This window comes from Propioniciclava soli (assembly GCF_014858005.1).
In the GTDB taxonomy this organism is placed as follows: Bacteria; Actinomycetota; Actinomycetes; order Propionibacteriales; family Propionibacteriaceae; genus Propioniciclava; species Propioniciclava soli.
The window spans coordinates 492,626-510,751 of record NZ_JACYOT010000001.1 but is presented as its reverse complement, the minus strand read 5'-3'; the positions used below and the strand labels follow the sequence as shown (position 1 = coordinate 510,751).

Annotated in this window: 15 protein-coding genes and 1 tRNA gene; 10 read left to right on the top strand and 6 right to left on the bottom strand. The window is 71.0% G+C overall.

All coding sequences use genetic code 11. From position 1 onward, the window contains the following. Window positions 1-84: 84 nt before the first annotated feature. Together IFY26_RS02320 and IFY26_RS02315 are read left to right on the top strand one after the other, a co-directional pair. The gene (locus IFY26_RS02320) at window positions 85-432 is read left to right on the top strand and encodes a MarR family transcriptional regulator (protein ID WP_232547387.1); all 348 of its coding nucleotides are present in this window, start codon (window positions 85-87) and stop codon (window positions 430-432) included. Between the two features lie 386 nt (window positions 433-818). Further along, window positions 819-1,046 carry a helix-turn-helix domain-containing protein gene (locus tag IFY26_RS02315; protein WP_232547386.1) on the top strand — a complete coding sequence of 76 codons (228 nt, stop codon included), beginning with the start codon at window positions 819-821 and terminating at the stop codon, window positions 1,044-1,046. Window positions 1,047-1,604: 558 nt separating this feature from the next. Here the strand turns inward: IFY26_RS02315 and IFY26_RS02310 are convergent. The 6 genes from IFY26_RS02310 to IFY26_RS02285 form a co-directional block, all read right to left on the bottom strand. After that, on the bottom strand, window positions 1,605-2,039 hold the full coding sequence (locus IFY26_RS02310; protein WP_232547385.1) for a hypothetical protein: 435 nt from the start codon (window positions 2,037-2,039) through the stop codon (window positions 1,605-1,607). A gap of 280 nt (window positions 2,040-2,319) precedes the next feature. Further along, complete coding sequence (locus IFY26_RS02305; RefSeq protein ID WP_232547384.1) at window positions 2,320-2,625, bottom strand: tyrosine-type recombinase/integrase; 306 nt, start codon at window positions 2,623-2,625, stop codon at window positions 2,320-2,322. Beyond that, entirely contained in the window at window positions 2,591-3,451 is an 861-nt protein-coding gene (locus IFY26_RS02300) for a tyrosine-type recombinase/integrase (RefSeq protein ID WP_232547383.1), read from the bottom strand. The genes IFY26_RS02305 and IFY26_RS02300 overlap by 35 nt, the downstream gene beginning before the upstream one ends. A 239-nt stretch (window positions 3,452-3,690) precedes the next feature. Then, a tRNA-Leu gene (locus IFY26_RS02295) sits at window positions 3,691-3,773 on the bottom strand. Between the two features lie 52 nt (window positions 3,774-3,825). Further along, window positions 3,826-4,650 carry an SDR family NAD(P)-dependent oxidoreductase gene (locus IFY26_RS02290; RefSeq protein WP_232547382.1) on the bottom strand — a complete coding sequence of 275 codons (825 nt, stop codon included), beginning with the start codon at window positions 4,648-4,650 and terminating at the stop codon, window positions 3,826-3,828. Between the two features lie 24 nt (window positions 4,651-4,674). Beyond that, complete coding sequence (locus tag IFY26_RS02285) at window positions 4,675-5,619, bottom strand: AEC family transporter (protein WP_232547381.1); 945 nt, start codon at window positions 5,617-5,619, stop codon at window positions 4,675-4,677. Between the two features lie 167 nt (window positions 5,620-5,786). On the opposite strand from IFY26_RS02285, the gene treY reads away from it, so the two are divergent. From treY to pknB, 8 genes are all read left to right on the top strand, one after another. Next, window positions 5,787-8,579 (top strand): malto-oligosyltrehalose synthase, encoded by a 2,793-nt coding sequence (treY, locus tag IFY26_RS02280; RefSeq protein WP_232547380.1) that lies wholly within the window; start codon window positions 5,787-5,789, stop codon window positions 8,577-8,579. Then, the gene (treZ, locus tag IFY26_RS02275; RefSeq protein WP_232547379.1) at window positions 8,572-10,308 is read left to right on the top strand and encodes a malto-oligosyltrehalose trehalohydrolase; all 1,737 of its coding nucleotides are present in this window, start codon (window positions 8,572-8,574) and stop codon (window positions 10,306-10,308) included. Before treY ends, treZ begins: the two co-directional genes overlap by 8 nt. A gap of 126 nt (window positions 10,309-10,434) precedes the next feature. Then, window positions 10,435-11,151, top strand: coding sequence for an FhaA domain-containing protein (locus tag IFY26_RS02270; RefSeq protein WP_232547378.1), 717 nt, complete (start codon window positions 10,435-10,437; stop codon window positions 11,149-11,151). Then, window positions 11,144-11,626 carry an FHA domain-containing protein FhaB/FipA gene (locus IFY26_RS02265; protein ID WP_232547377.1) on the top strand — a complete coding sequence of 161 codons (483 nt, stop codon included), beginning with the start codon at window positions 11,144-11,146 and terminating at the stop codon, window positions 11,624-11,626. Before IFY26_RS02270 ends, IFY26_RS02265 begins: the two co-directional genes overlap by 8 nt. Then, window positions 11,626-13,071 (top strand): PP2C family protein-serine/threonine phosphatase, encoded by a 1,446-nt coding sequence (locus IFY26_RS02260; protein ID WP_232547376.1) that lies wholly within the window; start codon window positions 11,626-11,628, stop codon window positions 13,069-13,071. Before IFY26_RS02265 ends, IFY26_RS02260 begins: the two co-directional genes overlap by 1 nt. Then, the gene (locus tag IFY26_RS02255; protein WP_232547375.1) at window positions 13,071-14,543 is read left to right on the top strand and encodes an FtsW/RodA/SpoVE family cell cycle protein; all 1,473 of its coding nucleotides are present in this window, start codon (window positions 13,071-13,073) and stop codon (window positions 14,541-14,543) included. The genes IFY26_RS02260 and IFY26_RS02255 overlap by 1 nt, the downstream gene beginning before the upstream one ends. Continuing rightward, window positions 14,540-15,964 (top strand): peptidoglycan D,D-transpeptidase FtsI family protein, encoded by a 1,425-nt coding sequence (locus IFY26_RS02250; protein WP_232547374.1) that lies wholly within the window; start codon window positions 14,540-14,542, stop codon window positions 15,962-15,964. Before IFY26_RS02255 ends, IFY26_RS02250 begins: the two co-directional genes overlap by 4 nt. Window positions 15,965-16,083: 119 nt before the next feature. Next, complete coding sequence (gene pknB, locus IFY26_RS02245) at window positions 16,084-18,120, top strand: Stk1 family PASTA domain-containing Ser/Thr kinase (protein ID WP_416046544.1); 2,037 nt, start codon at window positions 16,084-16,086, stop codon at window positions 18,118-18,120. Window positions 18,121-18,126: the final 6 nt, after the last annotated feature.

The window sequence follows — 18,126 nt, the reverse complement described above, 5'->3', positions numbered from 1 at the left end:
CTAGCACATCTACACCGTTTAGCGGTATAGATTGCTCATCGTGTCTCGTCTCCCCTTGCCGCGGACCACTGAAACAATGGGCGCGTGCCTGCCTACTCCGACGCCCCGCTCCCCGTCGGGTTGGACGCGTTGGTCGGCATGGGCATGAACCGCGTCAAACTCGCGATCGCCGTGGCGCTGGCCGAACACGGGGGTTGCCTCAGCACACCGGAGCTCATCGCAGCGCTCGGTGAGGGGGTCGCGGGTACCACGATCGCGCGCAACCTCAACGAGCTCGAAGACCACGGCTACGTCACCGGCGACGTTCCCCGCGACGAGCGTCGCCGCCGGCGAACGCACTGGACGCTCAACCACGCGAACCTTCACGCCGACCTGCGGGCCCTCATCCAAGCCACCACACCCTCCGGTGAGCCTCCGACCGTGACGGGTTGACCGGCGGCGGTGGCCGTCGGGTGATCGAACGCGAAGCCCTCTGGTCGAGTTGGGTTACGGGAGTCGCCAGCTCCTTGGCGCGAACGGCCTAACTCCTAATCCACAAGGCGTGACGTTGGCGTGAGTCCGTGCCCAGCGACACGGCGGTTATTGGGCACGGTCACCGGGCCAGCCATCCGGCACAAGAACGGCCTCGCCTTGCTCTTGGTCTCGTTAAGGCCTCGCGGTGCGCGCAACCCCGCTCCCACAAGGGATGACTGCTCGCCGCTCGCCCAGGCAGCGACCTGGGGAGTCATCGGAGAGCGAGCCGAGGGCTGCGGCCAGGAGTACGTCGAGCTGGTCTTGTGTCCCTTGAGGCCCACTTGGGCCCAGAAAGGGACAGCGCCATGACCATGCGAACCTACGAGTCCTTGCCCACGGCCGCTGCCCGGATCGGGGTGAGCGTGAAGACCATCCGGCGGCGAATCGCCGAGGGCGTCCTCCCCGTGTACCGGTGCGGCCGCATCCTCAGGCTGGACCCGGAGGACGTGGACGCCATGTTCAGCCGCTATCCGAAGTGGAGCTCGACCGAGTTCAGCTCGACGGGACGCCGACCAGCGCGACGGGCGTCATAGCTGGCGTCGTGGGACCCAGGCGATCAAGGAGGCGCTACTTCCGAATGAGACTTCATACCCCCTGAAACGCAGTCGCCGGGCGACCGATCGAGTGGAGCAGACAGGGTCACCACCGGTCAGTCCCCCGGGCTACCACTGCACCCCTACAACCAGGTCGACGGACTTCAGATCCTGCACGACCGTAAGCTCGGCACCATGGACTTTGCGAGCAAGGCTGACCGATCTGCGCAAGCCGTTGGATCGGCGAGGGACGCACACGATGGTGCGCGCGCTCTGGCAGCGCGGTTGGTGTCGGGGGCCGACCAAGCACTCATAGAGGTCGGGCGGGAAGCAGTGTCCTACCTGCTCCGTGCGGGAGTGGAACCAGTGCCCGTGGGTCGAATTTTGGAACCCAGCATCGGCTCCAAGACGGAGAGATTCGAGGAGACGGGGAGAGCGTGGGCCATCGCGCCAGTTATCAGCCTGTTCCTGAATGGCGACGGGACGTGGAGCGTCTACACCATGAGAGCACTCCGAGTATTTCAAAGGCGCCGGACGCCCCTATCGAAGGCTTACGGGTCAACCATGAGCGCCGGCCACGTGTACCCGGTAGAACCAACTCCTCTGAATGGCGACTGCTTCCAGGCTTGGAGCGGGTTTGTGCGCGCGGACGTGCCGCATTCCGGCAGTTCGCTCGTCGATCACCTGACAACTCTTTCGTTCGATGAGGCGGGATGCCTGAGTATCCAGGAGCCCGGGAGGGGTGCGATGGGTTTCTCTGATTGGGTGGCGGAGCGTGTCGGGCAGTTGGCTGTCGGACGTTGAGCGCGGTGAAGTCGCCGGGAAGATGCAGATCTGAAACCTGTCTATCGTCTCGCTAACCTGATCGCGGATGTGCCTAAGCGGCTTCTGCCGAACGCCTGGATCCAGGTCGATCCCGCGGACTTCGAGCCCATTTACATCGACAAGATGGCCGCGGGAATGACGCTCGCCGCCGGAGAACAGGACGAGCAAGCAGCGAACGGTGCGGCCTGCGTCCCTTTGCCATTCATCGAGTGCGATTGGAGCGACCCCCCGGGCCCAAGTCAGTTTTTCGAGATCAGCGGGAGAGACAGCGTCCAGGTGCCTCTCATCCAGGAGCTCACGCCGATCGTGTGGCGTCGCAGGAAGTGCGTCACGAAGGTGAACCTGGAGGACCACATCGGCGACCTCACAGGTCCAGAGCGAGAGCAGGTCAGGGGTTGTGTTGAAGCCATCGTCGGGCAACGACGGTCAGACGCCGTGTCCGAACTGACTAACCTGAGCGACCAGTGGCAAACGCCGACATGCGGGCGGCCAGCTGGGCGTCGCGCTCAGCGGCGACGTGCTGGTAGCGCATCGCCATGTTCGGCGTGCTGTGCCCGATCCGCGCCTGAAGCTCAGCCAAGGTGGCACCCAACTGCGCTGCCAGCGTCGCACTCGTGTGGCGTAGCCCATGGACCGTCAAGCCGGGCATGCGGATGGCCGCCTTGCCCTTGTTGTGGGCGACCCGCAGGACACTGTCGTTGAGCGGGGAGTGCCCGTCCCTAGCCGGGAACAGCAACGCCTCCCGCTCGCGCACCGGCTGTCGCGCCGCCCAGGCCCGCAACGCCGGTAGTAGGTGGGGGGGGGATGGACACCGATCTGACCCCGGCGTCCGTCTTGGGTGGGCCGATCAGGAGCTGCCCCTTGAGTCGCACCACGGCCTGACGGACATGCACCAAGCCGAGGTCCAGATCCAGGTCGCGCACGCGGAGCCCGCGCACCTCGCCGGAACGCAGACCGCACCATCCTGCCAGCAACAGCGGAACCCGCCGCGCCTCAGGCACGGCAGCCAGGTAGCGGTTGAGCTGGTCGACCGTGAGCACCTCGATCTCGCGTGCGCGTTCCTTCTGGGTTCCCGCCTTCACCCGGCAGGGGCTCACCTCGACGAGCCGCTCCTCGACGGCCTCCTTGAAGATCGACTTCAGCAGCCCGTAGGCGTTGGCCTGTTGGGTGGGCGTCGTCCGCATCCCGGCGTACCAGGTGGAGATCTCCGCAGCAGTGATCTCACTCAGGGGCCGCTTGGCGAACGCCGGAAGGATGGTCAACCGGAGCAATTTCGCGTACAGCGCCGCCGTGCCCGGCCGAATCCGGCGGCGGGCCACCACAGTGGCGGCGTACTCACCCAGCAACAGGGGTGCCTCGTGAACCTCCCTGACCTGACGGGCCGGCGGCTCCCACTCGCCGCGACTGATCATCCGTTCCTGGTCGACCAGCCACCCTTCGGCGTCGATCCGGGCGACGAAGGTGATCGGGGCGCTGTGCCGGCCGCCGTCGGGGCCGGTGTAGCGCGCCCGGTACCGTCCGCTCGGCAGCTGGCCGACCTCACCGAAGCCACGCTTGGCCTTGGCCCGTGGTCTACCCATGGTGCGCCCCTCCCGTCACACTCCGTAACGGGCCGAAGGACGGTCGGGTGGACACTGGGCGGCGCCGACGACGTTCCCCACGCCCGGGATGTCGTGGGGAATACGTGGGGAACCGTGGGGAATACGTGGGGAATGGGAGGCCTCTGAAGGCCATCCGTGTCCATGGGAGTCCACAACTGAGAAGGACCGAAGTCCTTGTCAGAGGGTATTTGATGTAGTCAGGGGACCATACATCATTGTGCGCGAGAGAGGAGTTGAACCTCCACGTCCTTTCGGACACACGGACCTGAACCGTGCGCGTCTGCCATTCCGCCACTCGCGCGCAGCCCCATCGGGGCAGCCCCGACAGCCTAGCACGGGCCCTACGCGGCCACCTATTCGGGTCTGCCGGTGAAGGCGTCCATGGAGCCGTACACCCGGAACAACCGCCCCGCCACAAGGTCGTACGCACGCGCAGGCAGCAGACCGCGCAGCACCTTGGCCGTCCGCACGGAGCTCGGCACCATCACCGTGGGCCGCCCGGCGAGCATGGCGCGCCACACGGCGTCCACGACCACCTCGGGTTCAACCACAGGCGTCAGCAGCGGCCCCCGGGCGCCGGCGAACATCCCCGTCGAGACGTAGCTGGGGTACACGGTGGTCACCGTCACGTGCCCGTGCCCCGCCCGCTCCAGCTCCACGCGCACCGACTCGCTCCACGACGCCACTCCGGCCTTCGACGCCGCATAGGCCGCCATGCGCGGGTTCGGCGTCAGCGCGGCGGCGGACGCAATGGTCACCACCCGGGCCGGACGCCGGCGCTCCACCATCCCCGGCAGCACCGCGCGGGTCACCAGCAACGCCCCCATCACGTTCACGGCGATGGTCGCGGCCAGGTCGGCCACCTCGGTCTCCCAGAAAAGGTCGTTCCCGCGCACGATGCCCGCGTTGTTCATCAGCACATCGACGCCCTCGGCGGGCAGCCCGGCGAACGCGTCAGCCACCGCGTCGGCATACGCGATGTCGACCACCGTGGCCGAGGTCAGCACCCCCGGATACCGGGCAAACAGCCCCGCCAGCTCGCCCAAGCGCGCGGCGTCCGCGTCCCACGCGTGCACCGCCGCAGCGCCCTCGGCCAGCGCCCGCTCCACGTACATCCGGCCCATGCCCTGCGCCGCACCGGTCACCAGCACCCGCGCGCCCCGCACCCCGTCGTCCATGAACCACAACCTAGCCACCAGCGCTCAGCCCAGCAGCACCAGCAACCCGGTCACCGTCACGAACGACCCCAGCGTGGTGAGCAGCATCACCGCGGGCGGCACGTCCTTCTCCCCGAACGTCGCCGCGAAGATCACCGAGCTCGTGAACGTCGGCAACCCCGCGCCGACCACGGCGGCCAGCGCCAGATCGTCGCCCAGCGGGGGCAGGGGCGTCCACCCCAGCACCCACACGAACAGGAACGCCACGCCCGGCATCACCAGCAACTTGCCCGCCGTCACCACCACGATGCGGCGCACCTGGCCGCGCACGCGGATGCCCACGAGCATGCCGCCGACGCCGAACAGCGCCAACGCCGTGCTGGCGCGGCCGAACAGGTCCAGCGACGTGGCCAGCACCTCCGGCAGGTGCCACCCCAGCAGCGACACCACCATGCCCGCCACCAGCGCGATCATCACGGGCATCTTCGCCATCCGGACGACCGCGGCGCGCACCTGCGTCCCCAACGACGACCCCGCCGAATCCGAAAGGCCCGCCCAGAAGAACACCAAGGGAAGTGTCAGCAGCGACTCCACCAACACGTTCATCCCAAAGATGGGCCCGGCCAGCCCGGGCAGCAACAAGCTGAACAGCGGAAACCCGATGAACCCGCTGTTCGCCGCGCCCATGCCCATGGCGTCGAAGGCCGCGGCGGCGTGCCCGGTGCGCTCGACGCGGCGCGAGTACACGTACCCGAACACCAGCGTCACCAGGCTCGCCAGCGCGTACACCAGCAGATACGTCGGGTGCAGCGCCTCGGCCAGCGGCCGGGCGCTCAGCGAGCTGAACATCAGCGCCGGCAGGGCGATGTTCATCACGAACGCGCTGATCGTGTCCACGTCGCGCCGCCCGAACGGCCCCCAGCGCACCGCGGCGTAGCCGACGAACACGCACGCGTACAGCGGCACGGTGATGGTCAGGATGTCGAGCACGGCTCTCCGCTCATGCGGCCTCGATGGGCGCGACGCGAGCCTAGTGGACAGACGCCCGGTGCCCGGTGGGCGTCCGACACGGTAGGTTGGTCCCCGACGTGAACGCACCCCGGCAGCGCGTCCCGGCTCCCGCGGGGGCACCCCGCGACCGGAAGGCGACCCCCAGCATGACCCAGCTCCACGACCACGCCGACGCCCCCACGTCCTCCTCCCCCACCCTTTCGCCCACCTCGTCGCACGTCCCCTCAGCCGGACGCCGCACGCCGGTGTCCACCTACCGCCTCCAGCTCGGCCCCGACCTGACGTTCGACCAGGCCATCGGGCACCTCGACTACCTCGAGGATCTCGGCGTCACCGACCTGTACCTCAGCCCTATCCTGCAGTCCGCGCCGGGCTCGACGCACGGCTACGACGTGGTCGACCACACGCGCATCAACGAGGCCATGGGGGGCCGCGAGGGCTTCGAGCGCCTCGCCACGGCGGCGCACGAGCGCGACATGGGCATCGTGGTGGACGTGGTGCCCAACCACATGGGCGTCCCCACCCCGCTGTACCACAACAAGGCGCTGTGGTCGGTGCTCCAGCAGGGCCCCGAATCGCCCTACGCCGCCTGGTTCGACGGCACGGACGCCGGCGACGAGGGCATCCTCATGCCCGTGCTGGGCGCCCGCATCGGCACGGTGCTCGACAGCAACGAGATCACCCTCGAACGCCGCGTCGTCCCCGGCTTCGAGGACGCCGGCGAGCAGCCCGTGCTCGTCTACTACGACCACGTCTTCCCCGTCCGCGCCGGCACGGAGAACCTGCCCATGCCGCTGTGCGTCGCCGAGCAGTTCTACCGGCTCGCCTACTGGAAGGTCTCCGACGAGGAGCTCAACTTCCGCCGCTTCTTCGACGTCGACACCCTCGTCGCGGTGCGGGTGGAGGATCCGGACGTCTTCGACGGCACGCACGCCCTGCTGCTCGACCTGTTCCGCGCCGGCCACATCGACGGCTTCCGCATCGACCACCCCGACGGCCTGGCCGACCCTCGCGGCTACATGCGCCGCCTCTCGATGGCCACCGGCGGGGCGTTCATCGCCGCCGAGAAGATCCTCGAGGGTGGCGAGTCGATGCCCGACGACTGGCCGGTGGCCGGGTCGACGGGCTACGACACCGCCTGGCGCATCCAGGCCCTCCAGGTCGAAGCGGCGGGCTACGGCGACCTCGGCACGATCGCCCACGTCATCACCGGTGACATCCCGGGCTCGCTGGCCGACGTGATCGAGCAGGCCAAGCGCGAGATCGCCACCACCAGCCTGTTCGCCGAGGTGCACCGCATCGCGACGCTGGCCCACGCCATCTGCCGCGCCGACATCATGCTGCGCGACCACACGTTCACCTGGATCCGCGAGTGCGTCACCGAGCTCGTCATCGCGGTCGACCGCTACCGCGCCTACGTGGTGCCCGGCGAGCCCGCCTCGCAGGAGTCGATCGAGCTGATCGAGGAGGCCGCCGCCACGGCTCGCGGCCGCCTGGAGGCCGACTACCACGACACCCTCGAGGTGGTCGTCGATCTCGTGCTGGGCCGCGAGGTCGGCTCGCAGGGACGCGTCCAGCAAGCCGTCCGCGACGAGCTGGTCGTCCGCTTCCAGCAGGTCTGCGGCGCGGTGACGGCCAAGGGTGTGGAGGACACGGCGTTCTACCGCTGGACGCACCTCGTCGCGCTCAACGAGGTCGGCGGCGCCCCGGACACCTGGGGCCTCTCCCCCGACACGTTCCACGCCTGGCTCTCCCAGATGACCGCCGAGTGGCCCGACACCATGACGTGCGGCACCACCCACGACACCAAGCGCTCCGAGGACGTCCGCAGCCGCATCGGCATCCTCGCCCAGTACGCCGCCGAGTGGCGCGCCCTGCTCACCAAGCTGCACCCGCTGGCCGAGGCCGTCGAGGGCCACACCGAGAACCTGATGTGGCAGATCCTCGCCGGCACGTGGACGCCCGAGGGCCCCATCGCCCAGGAGCGCCTCACCGACTACCTCCTCAAGGCCGCCCGCGAGCAGAAGCTCTGGACGTCCTGGACCAAGCAGGACGCCGCCCGCGAGCAGGCCCTCACCGATTTCATCAGTGAGCTGTACGGCAACGACGACGTGATGGGGGCGTTCGCCGACTGGTACGCGTTCACCGACGCCAGCGCGCGCGTCGCGATCCTCACCCGCAAGACCATCCAGCTCACCTGCCTGGGCGTGGCCGACACCTACTCCTCCACCGAGACCACGCAGAACTATCTGGTCGACCCCGACAACCGCGGCCCGTTCGACTGGGACGCCCTCGCCGGCCTGGCCCGCACCCTGGACGGACGCGAGCCCCAGACCCTCGCGGAGGAGAAGTTCCACCTCACCCGGGAGATCCTGCGGCTGCGCCGGCGGCGTCCGCACGCGTTCGTCGGCCCCACCGCGACCTACCGCCCCCTGCCCAGCTCGACCGGGCACGCCGTCTGTTACGCCCGCGGCACGGACGTGGTGACCGTCGCGATCCGCCTGCACCGCAGCTTCGCCGAGCAGAGCCCCACCCAGCACGCCGTCGTCCTGCCGGCCGGCCGCTGGCGCAACGTGTTCACCGGCGCGGAGTTCGACGGCGGCAGCGCCTCGCTCACCGAGCTCGTGGGCCGCTACCCGGCCGCGGCGCTCGAGCGCACCGGCGGCGGGGACGACGCGGCGGACGCCGACGCGGACGCCCTCGCAAGCGAGTTCACCGCCGGCGGCCCGATCTTCCGCGCCCAGCCGGCCGACCCCGCCCGCCGCGGTCGGCCCGCTGCAGAGACCGAGGCCGAGAGCAGCACCGAGTCGACCGGCCTGCTCGGCTGGTTGTCGCGGCGGTTCTTCGAGCGCGGCGACACCGGCAGCGTGCCCGTCCACCAGCCGACTCCCACCGACCCCGACACCCTCGCTGACCCCGAAAGAGATCACCGTGCCTGAGATCCGACTCTGGGCCCCCCTGGCCCACCGTGCGGACGCCCACGTGGGCGACACCGTCCACCCGATGACCCCGGCCGGCGACGGCTGCTTCACCGTCGACCTCCCGGTGGGCACGCGCTACCTCCTCTCGGTGGACGGCGGCGAGCCCCGCCCCGACCCGCGCAGCCCGCGCCAGCCCGAGGGCATCCACGGCCCCTCCGAGGTGTTCGACGCCCCCGCCCACGCGTGGACCGACGCCGGCTGGGCCTACCCCGAGGTGCTGGGCGGGGTGTTCTACGAACTCCACGTCGGCACGTTCACCGACGCCGGCACGCTCGATTCCGCGATCGAGCGGCTGCCCCACCTGGTGGAGCTCGGCGTCGACACGGTGGAGGTCATGCCCGTCCAGCCGTTCCCGGGTGAGCGCGGCTGGGGCTACGACGGCGTCAGCCTGTACGCCGTCCACGAGGCCTACGGTGGCCCGGCGGCGCTGCAGCGCTTCGTGGACGCCGCCCACGGCCTCGGCCTGGCGGTCTGCCTCGACGTGGTCTACAACCACTTCGGGCCGGCCGGCAACTACGTCAGCACCTTCGGCCCGTATTTCACCGAGAAGCACCACACCCCGTGGGGCGCGGCCATCAACCTCGACGACGCCCACGCCGACGGCGTCCGCGCCTTCATCGTGGACGCCGCCTGCCGCTGGCTGCGCGACTTCCACGTGGACGCCCTCCGCCTCGACGCCGTGCACGCCCTCGTGGACGACTCGCAGCCGCACCTGCTCGCCGAGCTCTCCGACGCGGTCACCGCGCTGCGCGACGAGCTCGGCCAGCGCCGCACCCTGATCGCGGAGTCCGACCTCAACCAGGTCTCGATGATCACCCCGACCGCCGAGGGCGGCCTCGGGATGGACGGCCAGTGGGCCGACGACGTGCACCACGCCCTGCACTCCTGGCTCACCGGGGAGACGTTCGGCTACTACGTCGACTTCGGCCCGATCTCTGTTCTCGAAAAGGCCTTGACGGGCGTCTTCGTCCACGACGGCACCTTCTCGACGTTCCGCGACGAGACGTGGGGCGCCCCGGTGCCCGACGACGTCGAGCGCCGCCGCTTCGTCACGTTCACGCAGAACCACGACCAGGTCGGCAACCGCGGCCTGGGCGACCGGCCCGACGAGCGCCTCGCCCCCGGCGCCGTGGCAGGCGGCGCCGCCCTGCTGCTGCTCAGCCCGTTCACGCCCATGCTCTTCCAGGGGCAGGAGTGGGGCACGCGCCGCCCGTTCCGCTACTTCACCGACCACGACCCCGAGCTGGGCCGGCTGGTCACGCAGGGCCGGATGCGCGAGTTCGCCCAGCACGGGTGGGACGAGATCTACGGCCCCGGTGCCGACATTCCCGACCCGCAGGATCCGGCCACCTTCGCGGCCAGCACGCTCGACTGGGACGAGGCGTCCGACCCCGAGCACGCGGCCACCCTCGCCTGGCACCGCACCCTGATCGCGCTGCGGCGCACCCACCTGCACCCCGATGACCGGGGCGGCAACCTGCCCCTCACCGTCGCCCACGGTGCGGACTGGATCGCGATGACCCACGGCCCCCTCACCGTGGTCGCCTCCCCCCGCAGCGCGGTGGAGATCGACTGCGCGGCGCAGCTCGGCTGCGACGGTGAGCTGACGGCCTCCGCGGGCGACGCGACCCTGGCCGGAGGCGTCCTGACCCTGGGGCCCGCGTCCGTCGCCGTGCTCCTCGGGTAGGCTCGTCCGCTGGCACACCGCGTGTCGCGTCGCTCTGGAGGCGGCGCTGCGCGCCTCCCGGCCACAGACCCGGGGGCTACGCTGGTGCTGCCCGACGAACGGAACCGGCCAGGAGGGAGGCACGCGGTGGGCGTCTTCGACAACCTCGAGCGCAAGCTCGAAGGGGTGGTCAACGGTGCCTTCGCACGCGCCTTCAAGGGCGACGTCCAGCCCGTCGAGATCACGGCCCGGCTGCAGCGCGAGCTGGACGCCGAGGCCCGGCTGCTGGCCCGCGACCGCCACCTGGTGCCGAACGACTTCACCATCGGCCTCTCCTCGCACGACTACGACCGCCTGACGCCGTACAGCCGCACCCTGAACGCCGAAATCATCCCCCAGCTGCGCGACTACGCGGCCAACGCCGGCTACGTCTTCAACGGGCCGGTCACGATCGCCTACGAGCTGGACGCCGCCCTGCCGGTCGGCCGCTTCACCATCACCAGCCAGGCCCTAGCCGCGGCCGACACCCCGGCCACGCAGACCGCGATTCGCCGCGCCTCCCTCGTGCTGGAGGTCAACGGCATCCGGCACCCGCTCTCGGCGCCGGGCTTCACCATCGGGCGCGGCACGGACGCCGACGTGCGCATCAACGACCCGGGCGTCTCGCGCCTCCACGCGCGGGTGAGCGTCCAGGACGGTGCGGACACCCAGGCCGACCCGCGGGTCACGATCGAGGACATGGGCTCCACCAACGGCATCGTCGTCGACGGCCGTCGGGTGCAGAACGCGCTGCTCCGCGAGGGGTCGCGCGTCGAGCTGGGCAACACGCGCATGCTCGTCAGGTCGCCGGTGACTGATGTCTGAGCTGCTCGTCCTCGCCCTGAAGTTCGCCTTCCTCGGCCTGCTGTGGGTGTTCATCCTCTTCTGCGGCAACATCATCCGCACCGACCTGTTCGGACGCCGCGTCCCGGTCGCCGACGCCGAGGAGCGCCCGCCCGCGGCCGCGCCGCGCGCCGCCCCGTCGTGGCGGGAACGCCGGGCGGCGAAGTCCCTGCCCTCGACGCTGCGCATCACCCAGGGCCAGCAGCAGGGCCTCACGATGGAGCTCGGCCAGGCGCTGCAGATCGGCCGCTCGACTGACTGCCAGCTCATCCTCGACGACGACTACGTCTCCACCCGCCACGCCCGCATCGTCCGCGGGGAGCGCGGCTACCTGGTGGAGGATCTGGGCTCCACCAACGGCACCTACCTCAACAACGAGCGCATCAGCACACCTGTGCCCTTCACCCCGAACGACACGTTGCGCATCGGGCGGACGCTGCTCGTCGTGGAGGCCTGATGGCGCTGACCCTCGCCTACGACGCGCACACCGAGGTGGGTCTCGTCCGCAGCAACAACCAGGACTCGGCGCTGGCGACCCCCCGCATGCTCATCGTGGCCGACGGCATGGGCGGCGCCGCGGCCGGCGACCTGGCGTCCGCCGTGGCCGTCCAGGAGATCGCCCGGACGGACGCGCAGCTGGACGCGCGCATCGCCGCCGCGCGGGCCGAGCGGGAGGCCGACCCGGTCGATCACGAGGAGGACGCCGGCTCGCTCACCGACGTGCTCACCGTGATGGCCAACACGCTCAACCGCGCCAACGAGCGCCTCGTCGAGCTGGTGGAGGACGATCCGAGCCTCGCGGGCATGGGCACCACGGTGTGCGGCTTCGTGCTGCACGACGACCGCCTCGCGGTGGTCAACATCGGCGACTCGCGCGCCTACCTCGTCCGCGACGGTCAGCTGCACCGCGTGACGCGCGACCACAGCTGGGTGCAGACCCTGGTCGACGAGGGCAAGATCACCGAGGCCGAGGCCCTCGAACACCCCCACCGCTCGCTGGTGCTCCGCGTCCTCAACGGCTCGCCGCAGCACGAGCCCGATCTCGGCTGGCTCGAGATCGTGCCGGGAGACCGCCTGCTCGTGTGCAGCGACGGGCTGTGCGGGCTGGCGACGGACGCCGAGCTCGCCGCGATCGCGACGGCGGACGCCGACCGGCCGGCGATCATCGCCGAGCTCGTCGCGCTCGCCCATGCCCGAGGCGGGCACGACAACATCACCCTGGTGCTCGCCGACGTCGCCATCGACGGGCCCGCCGGGCCGGTGCTCGTGCTGGGCTCGGCCAGCACGCTGGCGGTGCCCACGTCGGCCGAGCGCACCGCGTCCCTGCCCGTCGTCACCGACCCGACGCCCGACGAGGCGGGCGAGCGCGCGATGACCGAGGAGGAGCGCTACGCGTTGACCGGACGCCGCCGCCTCGGCTCCCGCGTCCGCATGGCGCTGGCCTTCCTGCTGCCGATCGTGGCGCTGGCCGGCGCCGGGGGCATCTGGTACTCCTACACGCAGACGCAGTACTTCGTCGGCCCGAACGACGCCAACGTCGCGCTCTACCGGGGCGTGCCCGACCAGCTGGCCGGCCTGCCGCTCTCGACCCTGCTCGAGACCGACGACACCGAGATCGCCAATCTGCCGCCCTACTACGCCGAACGCGTCCGCCAGAACATTCGGACGCCCGACCTGGCGGCCGCGCGCTCCACGCTCGTCGAGCTGCGCCAGAAGGCCGCGCAGTGCGTCGCCCAGCGCGAGGCCCGGGCGCAGGCCACCGCCACGCCGGCCCCCGCCCCACCCTCCGAGAGCCCCGAGCCCCAGACCCCCGCACCCCAGAGCCCCGAGCCGGCGAGCCCGGCCCCGACCGCGGAGGTGACGCCGGCCACGTCCCCCGCGCCTGTGGGTGAGGACTGCTGATGTCCGAGGTCGTCGTCCGCCGGCAGCGCAGCGTCGCGTCGCTGCTCATGATGCTGCTCGCCCTGGCCCTCGGCGCGTCGGGGTATCTGCTGGTGCACCTCAACCAGGACGGCGCGTTGCCGCCGGACTGGCTGATGTCGGTCGGGCCGCTGCAGTTCTCCGGGCCGTGGTACGTCGGCGTCGGGGCGTGGTTCGCGCTCGGGCTGGTGGCGTGGGGCGTCACGAAGTGGCGGCTGCCGTACGCCGACCCCATCATCCTGCCGCTGGTCTTCCTGCTCACCGGGCTGGGGATCTCGATGATCCACCGCCTCGACCAGGCCGACAGCCTGCGCAGCGCCGAGCTGCAGCTGTTGTGGCTCTTCGCGGCCGTCACGGCCTACTGCGTCGTCGTCGTGGCGCTGCGCGACCACCGCCGCCTGCAGCGCTACACCTACGTGTGGTTCCTCGCCGGGCTGGCGCTGCTGCTGATGCCGCTCCTGCCCGTGCTCGGCCGCGAGAACCACGGCGCCCGCATCTGGATCGCGGTGGGGCCGTTCAGCTTCCAGCCCTCCGAACTGGCCAAGATCATCCTGGCGATCGCGTTCGCCGCCTACCTCGTCGAGAAGCGCGACGTGCTGGCGATGGCCGGCCACCGCTTCCTCGGCATCGACCTGCCCCGCCCGCGCGATCTTGGCCCCATCGGCATCGCGTGGGGGGTAGCGCTGCTCATCCTCGTCTTCCAGCGCGACCTCGGCACCACGCTGTTGTTCTTCGGCCTGTTCGTGATGATGCTCTACACCGCCACCGAGCGCGTGGGCTGGGCCGTCCTGGGCCTGTTGCTGATCCTCGTGCTGGGCTTCGTCGGCTATGAGATGTTCGACCACGTGCAGACGCGGTTCGCGTCCTGGCTGCACCCGTTCACCGACTACGACCGCAACCTGCAGGTGATCAGCGCCCAGTTCGGGCTCGCCTGGGGCGGGCTGTTCGGCACGGGCTGGGGCGAGGGGCGTCCGTACCTGACGCCGCTCGCCAAGAACGACTTCATCGCCGCCGCGCTCGGCGAGGAGCTCGGCCTGGTCGGCTTCTGCGCCGTCGTGCTGCTGTACGGCCTGATCGTGGCCCGGGTGCTGCGGACGGCGCTGGCCGCCACCGAGCCGTTCGGCAAGCTGCTCGCCGCGGGCGTCGCGTTCGTGTTCGCGCTGCAGGTGTTCACGATCATCGGCGGCGTCACGCGGCTGCTGCCGCTCACGGGCGTGACGACGCCGTTCGTGTCGCAGGGCGGCAGCTCGCTCATCGCCAATTACATCCTGGCCGGGGTGATGCTGACGATCACCCACCAGGCCCGTCGCCCGCAGGTGGCCCCCACGGCCGAGGAGTACGCCTCGCTGTCGGCCGACCCCACGCAGGCCCTGCCCGCCGTCGCGGCCCCGCGGCCCGACCCCGCCGACTTCGCCGACGGGCCCTCTGGTGCGACGGAAGGGGAGGCGCGGTGAACGGCCCGATCCGCCGGGTGAGCGTCGTGGTGATGCTCATGTTCGTGGCCCTGATGCTGAACGCGAGCTTCAGCTACGTCGTCCGGACGCCCTCCCTCACCGCCGACGCCAACAACCGCCGCGTCCGCGACGCTGCGTTCGGCACCGACCGCGGCGACATCCTCGTCGGCAACACCGCCGTCGTCTCCAGCGAGCCGATCGACGACCGGTTCGGCTACCAGCGCACCTACGCCCAGGGCGAGCTCTACGCAGCCGTGACCGGGTACTACTCCTTCCTCTACGGCGGCTCGGGGCTCGAGCAGTCCTACAACGCCGAGCTCGCGGGCACCTCCGACGCCCAGTTCCTCGACCGGCTGGTCGACCTGGCGGCGGGGCGGCGTCCGCAGGGGGCCTCGCTCGAAACCACGCTGGACGCCGCCGCCCAGACCGCGGCGTCCCAAGCGCTCGGCGACCGCCCGGGCGCGGTGGTGGCCCTGGACTACACGACCGGCGCCGTTCGCGCGCTGGTGACCTCGCCGACATTCGACCCGAGCCTGCTGGCCTCCCACGACCTGGACGCCACCACACAGGCGTGGACGGCGCTGAACGATGACGCGGCCGCCCCGCTGTCGAACCGCGCCGTCCGCGAGATCTACCCGCCGGGGTCGACCTTCAAGCTCGTCGTCAGCGCGGCCGCCCTGGAATCCGGCCTGACGCCGGACACCCTCGTCGACTCACCCGCCAGCGTGCAGCTGCCCGGCTCGACACACGAGCTGCGCAACGCCGGCAGCTGTGGCGGTGACCAGATCACGCTGCGCCAGGCCCTCGTCGTCTCCTGCAACACCGCGTTCGCCAACCTCGGCGGTCAGCTCGGCGACGACGCGCTGCGCGCGCAGGCCGAGCGGTTCGGCTTCGGCACCCGGCTGCTGCCCGCGCTGAACGGGGTGGCGTCCTCCTTCCCCGCCGACCCCGACCCGGCGCAGACGATGATGAGCTCCATCGGCGCGTTCGAGGTGGCCGCGACGCCGCTGCAGATGGCGATGGTGGCGGGCGCTATCGCCAACGACGGCGTCGTCATGGAGCCCTACCTGGTGAGCAGCGTCCGCGGCGAAGACCTGAACGTGGTGAGCCGCCGCACCCCCAACCAGCTCTCGACGGCGATGAGCGCCGAGCACGCAGAGCAGCTGCAGGACATGATGGTGGCCGTGGTGCAGGATGGCACCGGCAGCCGCGCCCAGATCAGTGGGGTGCGGGTGGGCGGCAAGACCGGAACGGCCGTCACCGGCGAGCGGACGCCCTACGCGTGGTTCGTCGCGTGGGCGGAGGACCCGACGGTCGCAGTGGCCGTCTTCGTGCAGGACGCCGGCGTCGACGGAAGCGACGTGTCCGGTGGACGGTATGCGGCCCCCGTGGCCCGAGCAGTGATCGAGGCGATGCGATGACCGACGAACAGATGTCCGACGACCAGTGGAGCGAGGAGAGCACGCGGGCCGAGGCCGGCGAGGTAACCGAAGCGACCCAGGCGTTCCCGGCCGGCGACGAGGTCGCCGCGACCCGGGCGATGCCGCCCGCCGGGCCGCCGTACTCCCCGCACACCCCGGCGGCGGAGCCGCGGATTCTCGGCGGGCGCTACCAGCTCGGCAAGGTGATCGGCCGCGGCGGCATGGCGGTGGTCAGCCAGGCGCGCGACACCCGGCTTGGGCGTGACGTCGCCGTCAAGGAGCTGCGGCTCGACCTGGCGTCCGACCCCACCTTCCAGACCCGCTTCCGCCGCGAGGCCCAGGCCGCGGCCGGGCTGAACCACCCGAACATCGTGTCGGTCTACGACACCGGGGAGGATGAGGACCCCCGCACCGGCGTCGCCGTGCCCTACATCGTGATGGAGCTGGTGCCGGGCCGCACGCTGCGCGAGATCCTGCGCGAGGGGCGTCCGATCCTGCCGCGCCGGGCCCTGGAGTTCACCCAGGGCGTGCTGGACGCCCTGAGCTACAGCCACAAGGCCGGCATCATCCACCGCGACATCAAGCCCGCCAACGTCATGCTGACCCCCACCGGCGTGATCAAGGTGATGGACTTCGGCATCGCGCGGGCGGTGTCGGACACCTCGTCGACGATGACGCAGACCGCCGCGGTGATCGGCACGGCGCAATACCTCTCCCCGGAGCAGGCGCGCGGCGAGACCGTCGACGCCCGGTCCGACATCTACTCCGCCGGCTGCCTCATGTACGAGCTGCTCGTGGGGCGTCCGCCGTTCCAGGGCGACTCCCCGGTGTCCGTGGCCTACCAGCACGTGCGCGAGACACCGAAGGCACCCTCGGAGCTGGACGCCGAGGTGACGGCCCCGATGGACGCCGTGGTGCTGCGCGCGCTGGCCAAGGAGCCGGACGCCCGCTACCAGACCGCGGCCGAGATGCGCGACGACATCGGCCGCATCCTCGGCGGGCAGCGCGTCAAGGCGACCCTGCCGCCACCGGTGGCCCCCATGGTGGCCGCCGCCGTGCCGCCGATGGCGACCGCGATGGTGCCCCTCACGTCGCCGACGTCCGCGCCCAGCGCGACGGAGACGACGATGACCGGCTCGATGGAGCCGGTCGGCGAACGGCGGAGGCGGGCGGTGATCGGCTGGACGGTCGGCATCCTGCTGGTGCTCGTGGCCGCCGTCGCGGCGTTTCTCCTCATCAACCGCGACACCGGGCCGGTGACGGTCGCGGTGCCGAGCGGTCTGCTCACCCAGACCCAGGCGGTTGCCGAGGCGCGCCTGGACGAGGCCGGGCTGGAGGCCGCCGTCACCACCGTGCAGGGGCCCGACGATGCGACCGTCGGCACCGTCACGCAGGTCAACCCCGTCTCCGGCACCGTGGTGCCGGAGGGGTCGGTCGTGACGCTGACCGTCAACGCGGGCCCCGAGCGCGCGGAGATTCCTGACGGGCTGGAGGGGCTGCTGTACGAGGAGGCCCGCCAGCGGCTCCTCGACGCCGGCTTCCCCAACGTGGGTCAGACGCCCGCCGCGGAGGACGACGCGCCCGCCGACACCCCGGCCGGCACGGTGCTGTCGGTCTCCCCGAGCCCGGGCACCAGCGTCGCCACCAGCGCCCAGGTGACCCTGACGGTCGTCATGACCGAGCGCGCCGCCATCCCGGACGGGCTCGTCGACATGTCGTTCGACGATGCGGTGGCGGCACTCGGCGAGGCCGGTTTCACGAATGTGAACCGCGCCGACGCCACCTCAGAGCCCGCCGACGCCGCCCCCGACGTCGTCACGGCCGTCTCCCCTGCCGCGGGGGAGGTGGTGGCCACCTCGAGCAGCATCACGCTGACCGTCACGACCGGAGCGGCCACCGTCCCGACCCTGCGTGGTTCGACACCCGAGGACGCCGCCCAGCGCCTCGCCGACCTGGGCTTCACCGACGTGACCACCCGCAACGCCGCAGCCTCCGAGGATCTGGTCGGCTACGTGATGTACACCGAACCCGAAGCGAACTCCAAGGTGGCGAAGAGCAGCCGGGTCGTGCTGGTCGTCGGCGTGGCCGGCACCAGCGCCTCACCCACGGCAAGCACCCCGCCGGTCGACAGCCCCTCCCCGGAGCCCACGGGCTAGGCCGAC